General features: G+C 33.5%; 15 protein-coding genes and 2 rRNA genes. 8 read left to right on the forward strand and 9 right to left on the reverse strand.

The window, feature by feature from the left end; genetic code table 11:
* Positions 1-22: 22 nt before the first annotated feature.
* Complete coding sequence (gene iscR, locus J6569_RS06535) at positions 23-478, reverse strand: Fe-S cluster assembly transcriptional regulator IscR (RefSeq protein WP_065589729.1); 456 nt, start codon at positions 476-478, stop codon at positions 23-25.
* A 162-nt stretch (positions 479-640) separates the two neighbouring features.
* Here iscR and sltY point away from each other — a divergent pair, with 162 nt between their 5' ends.
* Both sltY and trpR read left to right on the forward strand, forming a co-directional pair.
* Positions 641-2,578 (forward strand): murein transglycosylase, encoded by a 1,938-nt coding sequence (gene sltY, locus J6569_RS06540; protein ID WP_296318063.1) that lies wholly within the window; start codon positions 641-643, stop codon positions 2,576-2,578.
* Between the two features lie 11 nt (positions 2,579-2,589).
* Positions 2,590-2,880, forward strand: coding sequence for a trp operon repressor (gene trpR / locus J6569_RS06545; RefSeq protein WP_296318064.1), 291 nt, complete (start codon positions 2,590-2,592; stop codon positions 2,878-2,880).
* Between the two features lie 46 nt (positions 2,881-2,926).
* Here the strand turns inward: trpR and robA are convergent, their stop codons facing one another.
* From robA to J6569_RS06560, 3 genes are all read right to left on the reverse strand, one after another.
* Positions 2,927-3,844 carry an MDR efflux pump AcrAB transcriptional activator RobA gene (robA, locus tag J6569_RS06550; protein WP_065611182.1) on the reverse strand — a complete coding sequence of 306 codons (918 nt, stop codon included), beginning with the start codon at positions 3,842-3,844 and terminating at the stop codon, positions 2,927-2,929.
* Between the two features lie 96 nt (positions 3,845-3,940).
* Entirely contained in the window at positions 3,941-4,516 is a 576-nt protein-coding gene (nfuA, locus tag J6569_RS06555) for a Fe-S biogenesis protein NfuA (protein ID WP_065561041.1), read from the reverse strand.
* A gap of 114 nt (positions 4,517-4,630) precedes the next feature.
* Positions 4,631-5,281, reverse strand: coding sequence for a phosphoribosyltransferase family protein (locus tag J6569_RS06560; protein ID WP_296318065.1), 651 nt, complete (start codon positions 5,279-5,281; stop codon positions 4,631-4,633).
* Between the two features lie 316 nt (positions 5,282-5,597).
* On the opposite strand from J6569_RS06560, the gene J6569_RS06565 reads away from it, so the two are divergent.
* Positions 5,598-6,164: a peptidylprolyl isomerase gene (locus J6569_RS06565; protein ID WP_296318066.1), complete on the forward strand. Its 567-nt coding sequence runs from the start codon at positions 5,598-5,600 to the stop codon at positions 6,162-6,164.
* Between the two features lie 58 nt (positions 6,165-6,222).
* Here the strand turns inward: J6569_RS06565 and pepB are convergent, their stop codons facing one another.
* Complete coding sequence (gene pepB, locus J6569_RS06570; protein WP_296318067.1) at positions 6,223-7,503, reverse strand: aminopeptidase PepB; 1,281 nt, start codon at positions 7,501-7,503, stop codon at positions 6,223-6,225.
* Between the two features lie 103 nt (positions 7,504-7,606).
* Here pepB and J6569_RS06575 point away from each other — a divergent pair, with 103 nt between their 5' ends.
* Complete coding sequence (locus J6569_RS06575; protein WP_065561033.1) at positions 7,607-8,380, forward strand: tyrosine-protein phosphatase; 774 nt, start codon at positions 7,607-7,609, stop codon at positions 8,378-8,380.
* A 50-nt stretch (positions 8,381-8,430) separates the two neighbouring features.
* Here J6569_RS06575 and J6569_RS06580 read toward each other — a convergent pair whose 3' ends face one another.
* The gene (locus tag J6569_RS06580) at positions 8,431-9,048 is read right to left on the reverse strand and encodes a 4'-phosphopantetheinyl transferase superfamily protein (protein WP_065605920.1); all 618 of its coding nucleotides are present in this window, start codon (positions 9,046-9,048) and stop codon (positions 8,431-8,433) included.
* Between the two features lie 120 nt (positions 9,049-9,168).
* On the opposite strand from J6569_RS06580, the gene metC reads away from it, so the two are divergent.
* The 4 genes from metC to J6569_RS06600 all read left to right on the forward strand — a co-directional run bounded on the left by metC (position 9,169) and on the right by J6569_RS06600 (position 13,047).
* Positions 9,169-10,350, forward strand: a complete 1,182-nt coding sequence (gene metC / locus J6569_RS06585; RefSeq protein WP_296318068.1) for a cystathionine beta-lyase — start codon at positions 9,169-9,171, stop codon at positions 10,348-10,350.
* 62 nt (positions 10,351-10,412) lie between these two features.
* Positions 10,413-11,732, forward strand: coding sequence for a tRNA lysidine(34) synthetase TilS (gene tilS / locus J6569_RS06590; RefSeq protein WP_296318069.1), 1,320 nt, complete (start codon positions 10,413-10,415; stop codon positions 11,730-11,732).
* A gap of 392 nt (positions 11,733-12,124) precedes the next feature.
* Positions 12,125-12,484 carry a hypothetical protein gene (locus J6569_RS06595; RefSeq protein ID WP_296318070.1) on the forward strand — a complete coding sequence of 120 codons (360 nt, stop codon included), beginning with the start codon at positions 12,125-12,127 and terminating at the stop codon, positions 12,482-12,484.
* A gap of 203 nt (positions 12,485-12,687) precedes the next feature.
* Complete coding sequence (locus J6569_RS06600; protein WP_296318071.1) at positions 12,688-13,047, forward strand: hypothetical protein; 360 nt, start codon at positions 12,688-12,690, stop codon at positions 13,045-13,047.
* Positions 13,048-13,147: 100 nt separating this feature from the next.
* On the opposite strand, the gene J6569_RS06605 is transcribed toward J6569_RS06600, so the two are convergent.
* The 3 genes from J6569_RS06605 to J6569_RS06615 all read right to left on the reverse strand — a co-directional run.
* On the reverse strand, positions 13,148-13,570 hold the full coding sequence (locus J6569_RS06605; protein WP_174799312.1) for a hypothetical protein: 423 nt from the start codon (positions 13,568-13,570) through the stop codon (positions 13,148-13,150).
* A gap of 161 nt (positions 13,571-13,731) precedes the next feature.
* Positions 13,732-13,847: ribosomal RNA gene (gene rrf, locus J6569_RS06610) — 5S ribosomal RNA — on the reverse strand.
* A gap of 164 nt (positions 13,848-14,011) precedes the next feature.
* A 23S ribosomal RNA gene (locus J6569_RS06615) occupies positions 14,012-14,246 on the reverse strand; the annotation flags it as partial.

Below are 14,246 nucleotides of genomic sequence, written 5' to 3' on the forward strand. Positions count from 1 at the left end.
AAAATTCTGTATTCTATTTTTATTAATTAATTTGAACGTGTTGTATATTACTTTGTCGGCTAGCAACAGCTTTAACTTCTTTATTATTGACCAATTCACTCAATGTAATGCTAGTTAAAAAGTCCTCAATTCGTTCACTTAAATCATTCCACAGTGTATGGGTTAAACATCTAACACCGCCTTGACATCCATCTTGCCCGTGACATTTTGTCGCATGCACTGTTTCATCGACAGCTTTAACAATTGAACTAATAGCAATTTGATCCATAGAACGACTCAGTATATAACCGCCACCAGGGCCTCTAACACTGCGCACCAAACCATTTTTTCGTAATCGAGCAAACAATTGTTCAAGATAAGAAAGTGAAATTTCTTGACGTTCTGAAATATCAGCTAGTGATACCGGTCCTGAATCTGCATGTAAAGCAACATCAAGCATTGCTGTCACCGCGTATCGCCCTTTTGATGTCAGTTTCATTGAGCATTCCTTTATATGTGTGTATGCATATTGTATATATCCTTTCGATTTAGTCAAGTATTTAGTTGAGTGTTTTAGTAGGAATTAAACCGCAGTTCATTATCGACGAATCATAGCTTAATATGCTAATCTAATAAACTAAATTAACATAGGAGTTAAAGGATGAAATTAGTATTACGTTATTTTTTGATAATTAACCTATTGTTCACAGGTAACATTTATGCAGATAGTTATCAAAAAGGTCGAGAAAATTATCAAAAATGGCTTAACTCCTATCAATCACTTAACTTTGAAGAACAGCAAACATTACTCTCTACCATAAAAGATTATCCATTGTATCCTTATGCTGCTGTACAGTTTTTTCAGAGTAATATTAAAATCGTTTCACCACAAATGGTAAGCGATTTTATTAATCAATATAATAATTTTCCGCTAACAGCTTCATTAACACAATCTTATTTAAGCGAATTAAGCAATCGTCAAGATTGGAATTCAATCGTTTCGTTCCCAAAAGATAACTCCATACTCTCTAACTGTCGTTATCAATATGCATTACTACAACAAGGAAATAACGAGGTTGCTTTTAGCTCTGTTGAATCTCTTTGGATGACAGGCAAAGAACTTCCTTCTGCATGCGATCCATTACTTGACGCTTGGGCTCAAGCAGGTAAACGGACAGCTAATTTAATACTATTACGTATCGAACTTGCTATTGATGCAAATAATTTAAAATTAGCCAAACACCTAGCTAATTTACTTGATGACAACTACAAAACAACAAAAATCAATTTACTAGCTGTTCTTAATAATCCTAAAAAATTAGAAGATTTTTCAAAAAATATTAAAGCTAGCTCTTTCACTAAAAAAGTTGTCTTATCATCATTCCCTCGCTTAGTAAAAGCTGATATGAATTTAGCTGCAGCATTATTACCAAAATTAGTTAAACAGCAAACTTTAAGTAAAGCAGAGCAGGTAGCATTACAAAAGAGTTTAGCTAACAGCTACTTTAAAAATTCTGCAACAGATGAACAAATTAAATGGCGTGATAGCTATATTGAAAAATACCACGATACAACATTAGTTGAAAAACGTATCCGCCTTGCTATCGATAACTATAACTTCACAGACATCGCTTATTGGATAGCACAACTATCACCAGAAGATCAATTAAAAGAAGACTGGCAATATTGGCAAGCTAGAGTTTTATTAAATAATAATAAAAAAAGTGAAGCTAACAAAATTTTGCAAACACTCACAACCAAACGTGGGTTTTATGGCATGATAAGTGCACAAACTCTTAATCAACCTTATTCGATCAATAACCAATCACCAAAGATTACACCATCAGAAATATCAACCTTAAAAAGCAAATACGACAATCAACCCTATGTAAAAAGAATTAACGAATTACGTTATTTAGGAATGCTTTCAGAATCAAGCTACGAATGGCGATATATGTTAAATAATCAAAAAAATAAGAATGAATATTTAGCATTATCTCAATATGCCTTACAAAAAGGGTGGGGGGATCTTAGTATTCAAGCAACCATTGCAGGCAAACTCTGGAATAACTGGACAGAGCGTTTGCCTATTATGTACAAAGATTTATATAACAATGCATTAAAAGATAAAGCTATTGGTTTATCTTATGCTTTAGCTATTTCTCGCCAAGAAAGTGCACTTGATACTACTGTCAAATCACCTGTCGGCGCCAGTGGATTAATGCAACTAATGCCAGCTACAGCAAAAGAGACAGCTAAAAAAGTTAATTCATTAACTTATATTTCATCAGCACAATTGTTTGATCCTCAAACAAATATACAGTTAGGCACTACCTATTTAAACACTGCTTATCTACAAAATGATAAAAATCGTATATTATCTTCAGCCGCTTATAATGCTGGTCCAAATAATGTTAAGCGCTGGCTAAAAAAGAGTAACGGAAAACTTGATGCAGTAGCATTTATCGATAGTATACCGTTTACTGAAACACGTAATTACGTCAAAAACGTATTGGTATATGATTATATTTATCAAGTAATCTTAGGGCAAAAAAATGTCAATTTTCTTAGCTCAAATGAATTTAATAAACAATATTAATGGTGATTATAATGAAAACTAACGAATGGAAACAAACAGTTGAATTATTACACCAAGCATTTAACGATGGTTATTCACTGGATATATTAAAATTACTAATGACAGCCGATGAGCGAGATGCTTTAATTACTCGAGTTAAAATCGTACATTCATTACTTGATGGTTCAATCAATCAACGCCAACTTAAAGAGCAACTAAAAATTGGTATTGCAACTGTAACAAGAGGCTCTAATAGCCTAAAAGAGACAACTCCAGAATTTAAACAGTGGTTAGAAAAGATTTTATTAAACTCAGATAACTAAATAATTCAGTCAATATCTAATAGCAGATTTTTATATCATATTATAACTATAAACTTGATTGGATATTGACTTCACTATCAGCAACAACCGGCACACAATAATCACACTCCATATGCTTAATATCCTTAAACGATTCAACAGAGTCATCGCGAAGATTATGATGAATCTCAATTACACAACTAGAGCAACGTAAGCGTACCTTTAATGCTGGCATAGCAGCTAAATGCACTTGTGAAATAAAATCGCCAAACTCATCAGGAGAACCAATATATCTAAAACAAAGATACAATCCTCCTTCATTAACTATCTGCTCAATATGCTCTAAATTATTATTCTGATCTAAAGCAATTGTATAAAAAAGCTCTTGTTCATTAGCATTATCTTTGCTTTTCAATATACGGCTAAAAGCATAAATTTTATCTGGCAAGTTTTCACATGTATTTCCACAGCGAGATATATAATTATGAAAAAATTGTGATCTTAGTTTATTTTCTTCATCTAATAATTGACTCAAATTGCAATTATTTTTAAAGGTGATACCCCAAAACGTTTTTTGAGGCATATTAACAAATTTTGGCTCAGGCAATGAAAACCGATTTTTATTAAGCTCAATAGCAGGAGTTAATCCTGTAGGATCCCAAATATCTCCTCGTCGGTAACTTGCTGGAGTTTCATTGAATTGTTTTTTAAAAGAACGAGTAAATGTTTGTTGAGAATCAAAACGATATTGCATCGCAATATCTAAAATAGGCTTACTTGTCATGCGTAAAGCAAGCGCAGCATAAGTTAAACGACGATGTCGAATATAAGTACCAAGAACTTGACCAGTTACCTCTTTAAACATACGTTGTAAATGCCACTTTGAATAACCTGATTTTTGTGCAACATGATCAATAGATAATGGTTGTTCCAAATTTTTTTCAATCCAAACGATAAGATCTGAAATAATACTAACTTGATTCATAAAACCCCATCAGAATGTCAAATGGCAAACGTTATCCGATTATGACTCAATCCCAGCAATAAGCAAGATTTAAATAAAAATTATTTTCTGCCATTATTAGCAAAAAGAATGAGCTCCAGCTTGGTGTTCAGTAATATCTTTTACACCAGCGAGTTCAGGAAACTCTGCCATTAATTGCTTCTCAATACCTTCTTTCAAAGTATAATCAACCATTGAGCAACCATTACACCCCCCACCAAATTGTAAAACAACATAATTATCTTCGGTCAACTCCACTAAACTAACATGGCCACCATGGCTAGCTAATTGCGGATTGACCTGTGCTTGAATTGCGTAATTAACACGCTCAATAAGAGGTGCATCATCAGCTACTTTTTTCATTTTTGAATTTGGTGCTTTTAATGTTAACTGCGAACCTAATTCATCAGTCACATAATCAATGACAGCTTCTTCTAAAAATGGCGCACTAATTTCATCAATATAAACTGAAAAATCAGCATACCGTTCTTCTATATCGCTATCTTCTATAGTATCAGCAGGGCAATACGAAACACCGCATTCAGCACTTGGAGTACCAGGGTTAATAACAAATACTCGAATTTGTGTTCCATCGGGTTGATTAGCAAGCAATTTTTTAAAGTGCTGTTGAGCTGATTCAGAAATAGTGATAATAGACATAACCCCTCACTTTAATGTAGTTAGGTAATAAACAAACCTAACATCATTTATAATATATTAATAATAGTTGACTAACTTTCTTGGTTATTATAGGGGCTGTTTAGGATTTTACAATACTGTACGGCATAAACAAACAACATAAACACTCGTTGCTCCACAATTTTTTAGTTGCTGACTAATTGCATTAATCGTATTACCTGTTGTAACGATATCATCAATAAGCATTACTGATTTATGTGAAAGATTTTGATGGCATGTAAAAAGCTTTTCAACATTAGCGATTCGCTCTGTAAGAGATAGTTTTTTTTGATCTTGTACATTTGACGTTCGAGATAGTAAATAAGGATAAAATTCACAATCTAACCATCTTGCAATCGGTTTTGCCAATAACTCAGCTTGATTAAAACCACGAGACCAATAACGAAAATGATGCAATGGCACACAAGTGACCAAATCGGGCTTAATTAACGCATCGATTTCTCGCCGTTGATACCAAGCCAAAAACATCAATCTTGCCAATGCAGTACTCAATTCAATTTTGTTGCAGAACTTTAGATGATGAATCAATTTTTTTAAAGGATTAACATACTCAGAAACAGCAATAAGTTCATCCCAATAAGGTTTCTTTGCACGACACCGATAACATATATCAGTCGATAAAGAATGTGGTAAACAGCATTGATGGCAGACCTTATTAAATTTAGGTATATTTTGAACACATTGGCTACAAATGCCATGATGAGATAGAAATAAAGGCATATCACACAAAATACATCGCATAAAATTTAATAGTTTTATTTGTAAAAAAGTTTCAGGTTACACTATGTTTCAGTATAAAAACGGTTAGTATAAAAAAGGGAGTTATAAAAAACATTTTTTATAACTCCTTATCTTATTAATGTTTAAAATCAGGTTAACATCAATAAAATAGACTAATCAATTTTTTAATTAAATATAATTAAATTGTTATACGATATACAGCACAAAAAATTATCCGATTTTGCATAATTGCTATTTAAATTAGCTTAATATTCGGTATAATCAGTCAATTCAAATGGAAAGAGATTTTATTAATATGAAAAAAATCAAACTATTAATTTTAACATTATTGCTAACAATTTTTTCAACTATCGCCTTAGCTACTCCTCAAGTCTTATTACAAACCAGTATGGGCGATATTGAGATTGAACTAGACAGCGAACATGCGCCAATTACCACTAAAAACTTTCTTGATTATGTTAATAGTGGTTTTTATGAAAATTTAACTTTCCACCGTGTAATTCCTGGATTTATGATTCAAGGTGGTGGCGCTGATGATCAACTAAAATTTAAAGAGAATAATCCACCAATTAAAAATGAAGCAGACAATGGTTTAAAAAATGATCGTGGCACCATTGCAATGGCAAGAACGAGTGAAATAAACAGCGCAACCAGTCAATTTTTTATCAACGTAGTAAACAATGATTTCCTTAATTACAAATCACCAGAACAATATGGTTATGCTGTATTTGGTAAAGTAACTAAAGGGATGGATATAGTTGATAAAATTGTTAGTGTCCCAACTAAACGCGTGGGACCACATCAAAATGTGCCAGTTGAGCCTATTTATATCAAAAAAGCAATTGTTATTAAAAATGATTAAAATTGCACTTTGTTAACAAAAACCACTTTAAAACCACTTTTTAAAAGTGGTTTTTTGTTTATTTAAGCTGACTAAGTAAATTAGCAATTGTCCTCACACCAATACCTGTTGCCCCTGTTGCCCATAGAGCTGTGGCGCTTTTACGGAATGTTGCAGAACAATCAATATGTAGCCAATTTTTTTGATAATTTTTAATAAAATGCGATAAGAAAGCCGCAGCAGTACTTGCCCCAGCAGTATTAGGTATACCTGAATTTGCTATATCAGCAAATGATGATGGGAATTGCGAACGATGAAAGTCGGCTAATGGTAATCGCCAAAAAGCTTCATGCTCAATATCGCTACTAGCTAACAATTGGCTAGCAAATTTATCATCAAACGAAAGTAATGACTGATAATCATTCCCCACCGCAATCTTAGCCGCTCCAGTCAGTGTTGCACAATCAATAATATAATGAGGCTGGTCATTATCAGCACAAATTAAACCATCAGCCAAAACTAGTCGCCCTTCTGCATCAGTGTTATCAACTTCAACCGTTTTACCGTTACGGTAACGAATAATATCGCCTAATTTAAACGCATTGCCACTGACTAAATTATCCGCGCAACATAGATAAAGTTTAATACGTTGATTTAAACCGCGCGCAATGGCTAATGCTAATGCACTTGTTACTAACGCAGCCCCCCCCATATCTGAGCGCATTGACTCCATAAAATTACTTGGTTTTAAACTATATCCTCCTGAATCAAAGGTAATACCTTTACCAACTAAACAGGCTGTTATCGGTGAATTAGGGTTTTGGGTTGGGTTATAATCTAGTTCAAGCAAAGCCGCTGGCCGATCCGAACCTTTTCCAACCGTATAAATGCCCATATAACCTTGTTCTCTTAAAGCTTCACCTGAAATGATGTTGTAAGTCACAGCTGATGAGTAAGTGCTAATTAACTTAGCTGCTCGTGTGGCTAACTCAACAGGACTTAATGTTTCGGCTTGTTCATTAATAATATCCCGACACCAATCAATAATTTCTATACGATGTTTCAATTCTTGTTTGTCTTTGGTGTTGAGTTCTGACCAAGTTACTTTTGTACTTTTTTTGGCATTACGATAGCCTAACCAAAAATGCCAACAAGCTTCGATATCCCAATTTTCACCGCTTAGTTTAACCGAATTTATTCCTTGGTTATCTAACTTTCGACCTGCACGTTGAATCGCCCCTAAGCGATGTTCCGGTTTATAATGAATAGTAATCGCCTCGTTAGAAAAACTCAGCAATGCATCTTTTCCCCACTGTTTTGGTGCAGGTTTATCAGTTAGTAAAACAGATAACATCGACATAGTAAAAACCTCAAAAAATTGATAAACAACATAACAATGAATTAATTCTAATCAGAAACATGTTAATATAGCAAGTAAAGTTAAAAATAAATAAGGATGGGTTATGGCATCAGTTGTACCGATAAAAAATGGGATTAATTTTCGTGATTTAGGTGGAATCAAAACAATTGATGGACGTCAAATTCGATCTGGCCTACTATACCGCTCAGGCGCATTCTCGCTTATTACACAACAAGAGCAATCTTTTTTAGCTAATCAGCTAAATCTGCACTACGTTTTAGACTATCGCGATCCTGATGAAATTAAGCGAAATCCAGATAAATTATGGCAAAATACTCATTATATTAATGTACCAGCTAATCCGTTAAGTAATACGATCACCGCAAGTTTAACAAGTGATCTAGGCAATGCTCACCAAACACTTAAAAAAAATGCTCCATTTGATTTTATGATTAAGCTTTACCAGCTACTACCATTTAATAACACAGCATATCAAAAACTTTCCTCAATCCTACTAAACTCACAAGGTAGACCATTGGTACAACATTGTGCTGTTGGTAAAGATCGTACAGGTGTTGGCGTTGCATTAACATTGTTTGCTTTGGGTGTTAGTGAAGAAACTGTCATGCAAGATTATTTACTAACAGAACAGCTATTGTCAGATTATCGTGAAAATATATTAAGCCAATATCAACATAAAATGACGCCTGATGAGTTTGAAAAACGCAAATTAATTTTTGCCGCCAAAAAAGAGTATCTAACTGCGGCACTGAATGCAATTAAAACGCGTCACGGTACAATTGACAATTGGTTATCACAGGAATATCAATTAAACGAAACTAATAGAAAAAGAATTCAAGATATCTATCTGGTTTAATAAATAACAAGCCATTATCGCACCATAATAAATAATGGAAAAACATTGTATTAAGACAACAAAATTAATTTAGAGATCGGTTGATTGCTGTTCACCGACAGATGAACATTATCCACTTGACGATATTGATAATAAAATTCTTGAGCAAAAGGTGCCATAATCATCTGCTGTTTTAAATCGACGTTAACCGATTTTATTTGCCAAACACCTTTAGCATAAAGCTTTAATGCAGACTCTTTTAATGTCCATAGTTGCCAAAAGGCTCTTAATGTATCATCTTGTTTAGTCATCCATTGATATTCGTCATCAGCAAAAAAATTTTTAGCTACTTTCAAATAATTTTTTCGTGGACGTGCTACTTCGATATCTAAACCAACCTTACCTACTAACGAAATCGCAACTGCTACCCAATCTTGGCTATGACTAATATTAAAATCTGGTAAGTGTGGCTCTAAAAAAGAGGGACGACCATTATCTCCAACCTTAATAACAGGTAACATCGAAATATCACAGTATTGTTTAAGCAAATGAGCCAAAATTGATCGGCAAACTAAAAACTGTTTTTTACGTTGGCCACTTAAATTATTCGCTTCATCAAGAAGCGTTTGAGGCAACAGTGAAAAATCAATGTCAGCATCCTTAAGACAAGCAAGTTGAACAATTAGCATAATTGGCAAGAAAATATTAATAAAATTTATTTTTTACTATTCTAACAGCATGCTATGCTAACTGTTATCAAAATTAATAAAAATATCAACCTTAATAAATAGTAGCAAGGGTGTATCATTATGTCATTACCAACAAAATTAGTTCATGCAGGACGTAAAAAGCGTTATACACAAGGCGCTGTTAATTCGGTTATTCAACGTGCATCATCATTGGTTTTTGATTCAATTGAAACAAAAAAAGAAGCAACCAAAAACCGTGCTAATGGTGCATTATTTTATGGACGCCGTGGTACATTAACTCATTTTGCGCTACAAGATGCGATGGTTGAAATCGAAGGTGGAGCTGGTTGCTATCTATACCCTTGTGGCGCAGCTGCCGTCGCTAATGCTATTTTAGCTTTTGTCCAAGCTGGCGATCATATATTAGTGTCTGAAGCCGCTTACGAACCTACTCAAGAATTTTGTCAGCAAATTTTAAAAAATTTTGGTGTTGAAACAGATTACTTTACGCCATTAGTGGGGCACAATATTACAAATCAAATTAAACCCAATACCAAAGTCGTATTTTTAGAATCACCAAGTTCCATTACGATGGAAATTCATGATATTCCTTCAATGGTTAAAGCAATTCGCAGCGTCAATCCAGAAATTATTATTATGATCGATAATACATGGAGCGCCGGCGTATTATTTAAAGCATTAGATCATGATATTGATATCTCAATACAAGCAGGCACTAAATACCTAATCGGTCATTCTGATGCCATGATAGGCACCGCTGTTGCTAACCAGCGTTGTTGGGAAAAATTACGCGAACGTTCTTACTTAATGGGACAAATGTGCGATGCTGATACCGCTTATATAGCCGCACGAGGATTGCGAACATTAGCAATACGATTAAAGCAACACCACGAAAATGGCATAAAAGTAGCAAAATGGTTAGCTCACCATCCTAAAGTTGCTACCGTCAATCACCCAGCATTAGAAAGTTGTAAGGGGCATGAATTTTTTAAACGTGATTTTTCAGGTGCAAGTGGATTATTTTCTTTTGTACTCAAAGATCGATTAACTGACGAGCAATTATCTGATTTTATTGACAACTTAACTTATTTCTCAATGGCTTATTCATGGGGTGGTTTTGAATCATTAATTTTAGCTAATCAACCCGAAGAACTAACAAAAATTAGACCTGTATCTGGTATTGATTTTAAAGGAACTTTAATTCGTCTTCATATAGGGCTTGAAGATCCCGATGATTTAATTACCGATCTTGCTACTGGTTTAGACAGAATCAAGCTATAAAAAATGAATCTATATAAAACCAATGCATTATGAATGTTTAGTTTAGCATAATTAAGTAGAAGATGAATAATCAAAACCAAATCACGTGTGACGAAATAATAAAACAAACAGTTTTTCATAATATAAAACACCACAAAGCGCTACTGGTTGCATATAGTGGAGGTGTTGACTCAACGGTATTAATGCATGTGCTTGTTAAGCTTAAAAAACAATTGTTACCAAATTTAGAACTAAGAGCGATCTATATTCATCATGGTTTGAGTAGCAATGCTGACAACTGGGCAACGCATTGCAGTCAACAATGCCAAACATGGCAAGTTCCAATAATTATTGAAAAAGTCAGACTTGATCCCATAGCGGGTAATATTGAAGAGCAAGCTAGAAATGCACGTTACCAAGCTATATATCACCATCTAAAAGATGATGAAACGTTATGTACAGCTCAACATCTTGATGATCAATGTGAAACTTTCTTCTTGGCATTGAAACGTGGCAGTGGACCTGCGGGATTGTCCGCAATGCCAAGGGAAAATCAACAACATCTTCGACCTTTATTAACAATATCACGATCACAAATTGAAACCTATGCGAATAAACATCAACTCAATTGGATAGAAGATGAAAGCAACCAAGATGATCACTACGACCGTAATTTTTTACGCTTAAAAGTCTTACCAATTCTTAATCAACGCTGGCCACATTTTTCGCAAATGGTTGCACGCAGTGCGGAATTATGTCAACAACAAGAAACGTTAATTAATGAGTTATTATTGGTAGAATTTAAGCAAGTTATCACCGAACAAAATCAACTGGCTATTGCACCATTAATGGACTATTCCGAGTATAAACGAAATGCAATTTTACGCATGTGGTTTAAACACAATCATATTAATATGCCAACACGCCAACAAATAACATTAATTTGGCAAACCGTTGCATTAGCAAAAGAAGATGCTAATCCGAAATTTATCTTTAATAACCAACAAGTTCGCCGTTATCAAAATCAACTTTATTTGTTAGCATTATATCAAGATATTGAACAGCAAATCCTAAACTGGGATTTAGCGTTGCCATTAACACTTCCAGATAATGTTGGCGAATTACAAGTTAATTATCAAACTGATTTATGTTGCCGCTTACCACAAGCAGATGAAAAAATCACCGTTAGATTCCATGCTCAAGGAAAATTTCAAATTGTTAATCGCCATGGTTCACGATCAATAAAAAAACTATGGCAAGAGCATAATATTCCACCATGGATGCGAACTCGAATCCCTCTAATTTACTACAACGAACAACTGATTTGCGCAGTTGGCACATTTGTTACCGAACAAGGAAAAGGAACACAAATCGGTTTTATTCTTGTAAAGAATAACCTATAAGTTTATACCCTAATAGGTTTTGTTATAGCATTTAGCTTGCTGACTTAATTTAGTTTTGATGGATTTTTCAACTTTGACTAGCTATAAATAATGGTTTAAGAACATTCATTCTTACAGATTAAAGGAATAAAAAGCTTCAATCAGGCTTTCTTAGGCTAGTTATAAATAGTCGGATAACTGACCATAAAGCGTTTAATCAAATCAGTGGCAGTTATTTTTTCTTTATGATATAAACGTCATATCTATTGTTTATAATAAGACGCTAATTTTGTTTTTTTATGCATATTCATTACAAATTACTTCGGATAACACGTAAACAATTTCTACATTTTATGTAAATAATATTTATTTTTTAATATTTTAGCATTAAATTTTTCTAGGATAATAGAGTTATGAAAATAAATGAAAGATGGTTAACTTTTGTACTTATTGATAGTAATAATTCATTTGAAGAAATGCTGACTAAGATAGAACTAGCATTTAAATGTAAATTATCCTGTAAAGATGAAAAAGGCCGTTATATTGCCAGAGCGGAATTGGATAATTTTAGTATTGCCGTTATCGACAAAATTGATAGGCTTAGTCAATTATTATGTGATGAACATTATACTCTTAAAATAACAATAATATCTGATAAATACTTTAATTCTAAATTTGAAAATTACATAAAAGAAATTCTAACTAATAACTTCATACAATGGGAACAGCCAGTTTGGTCTCCTTTTGACGTTACTCCACTCAGCAAGCGATAAGCGTTTAATCAAATCAGTAGCAGTTATTTCTTCTTTATGATATAAACATCATATCTATTGTTTATAATAAGACGCTAATTTTGTTTTTTATGCATATTCATTAAAAATTACTTCGGATAACACGTAAACAATTTCTACATTTTATGTAAATAATATTTATTTTTTAATATTTTAGCATTAAATTTTTCTAGGATAATAGAGTTATGAAAATAAATGAAAGATGGTTAACTTTTGTACTTATTGATAGTAATAATTCATTTGAAGAAATGCTGACTAAGATAGAACTAGCATTTAAATGTAAATTATCCTGTAAAGATGATAAAGGCCGTTATATTGCCAGAGCGGAATTGGATAATTTTAGTATTGCCGTTATCGACAAAATTGATAGGCTTAGTCAATTATTATGTGATGAACATTATACTCTTGAAATAACAATAATATCTGATAAATACTTTAATTCTAAATTTGAAAATTACATAAAAGAAATTCTAACTAATAACTTCATACAATGGAAACAGTCAATTTGGTCTCCCGTCGAAGTTACTCCACTCAGCAAGCGATAATTTTCACATGATCTCTATGTACACATTTACCTCGACAAACTCCAATATTCATTACAGTATTTTCGCAAATTACTACTCAACATCAGTGATTAAAGACCACTCAACAAAGAGAAATCATCCCTACTTCTCCGTTCGGTAATAAACAAATAACTATTCCTTTTCCTTCAAGTCGAACCACATCACAAAATTTATTTACACGCCAATCTTTTATTTTTGATAACTCTAACCAAGTATCAAGTTTCCAGCTATTTATTCTACCAAGAACTACCATTTTTTTTCTAAAACAATGCATATCAATATTTATACTTATTACCATGTTATTTTCAGAGAGAATATTGACATTGCCATATAGATGACTAAATATTTTTGATTTTCTATTCAGTCTTGCTACAGGTAATTCTGGTTCTCCCATCGTTTCACAAATAAGAGAATCAGACGATCCAACATGCAATTTTTTAATGTGTAGACTGTTAATAATATCCATTAACTCTATTTGAAATATAGGTTTCCATTCTTCATTCATTATCATAACCTATCTTTATAAATTACGACCAATATCATCAGTGAGAACACCTATTGTTGAAACGTATAATAAACATCGAATAAACTAGAAATACACTACAAATAAGTTTTGTTTAGAAAGCAAAAAGCCCAGCATGACTGCTGGGCTCTCTATATTTAAAAGTCTGGCGGCACCCTACTCTCACATGGGTAATACCCACACTACCATCGGCACTACGGCGTTTCACTTCTGAGTTCGGCATGGGGTCAGGTGGGACCACCGCGCTATTACCGCCAGACATATCCTGTCTCTTTCAATTAGTATTGATATCTTCTACCATTATCTCATATCAATACCCATCTCTCAATCCGGAACAAACTGTTTTTTCAATCTCTATTCTCTTTTCGATGATTTTCTCATCTAGTAATAACTTCTGCGTAACCCAAAACAACTCCGAGTTGTAAGGTTAAGACTCTCGGTTCATTAGTATCAGTTAGCTCAATGTATCACTACACTTACACACCTGACCTATCTACGTCTTAGTCTCAAACGGACCTTACTGAATCTCTTCAGGGAAAACTCATCTCGAGGCTAGTTTCGTGCTTAGATGCTTTCAGCACTTATCTATTCCGCACGTAGCTACCGGGCAATGCAATTGGCATCACAACCCGAACACCAGCGGTGCGTTCACTTCGGT

The organism is Gilliamella sp. (assembly GCF_024104075.1).
GTDB classification, from domain to species: domain Bacteria; phylum Pseudomonadota; class Gammaproteobacteria; order Enterobacterales; family Orbaceae; genus Gilliamella; species Gilliamella bombi.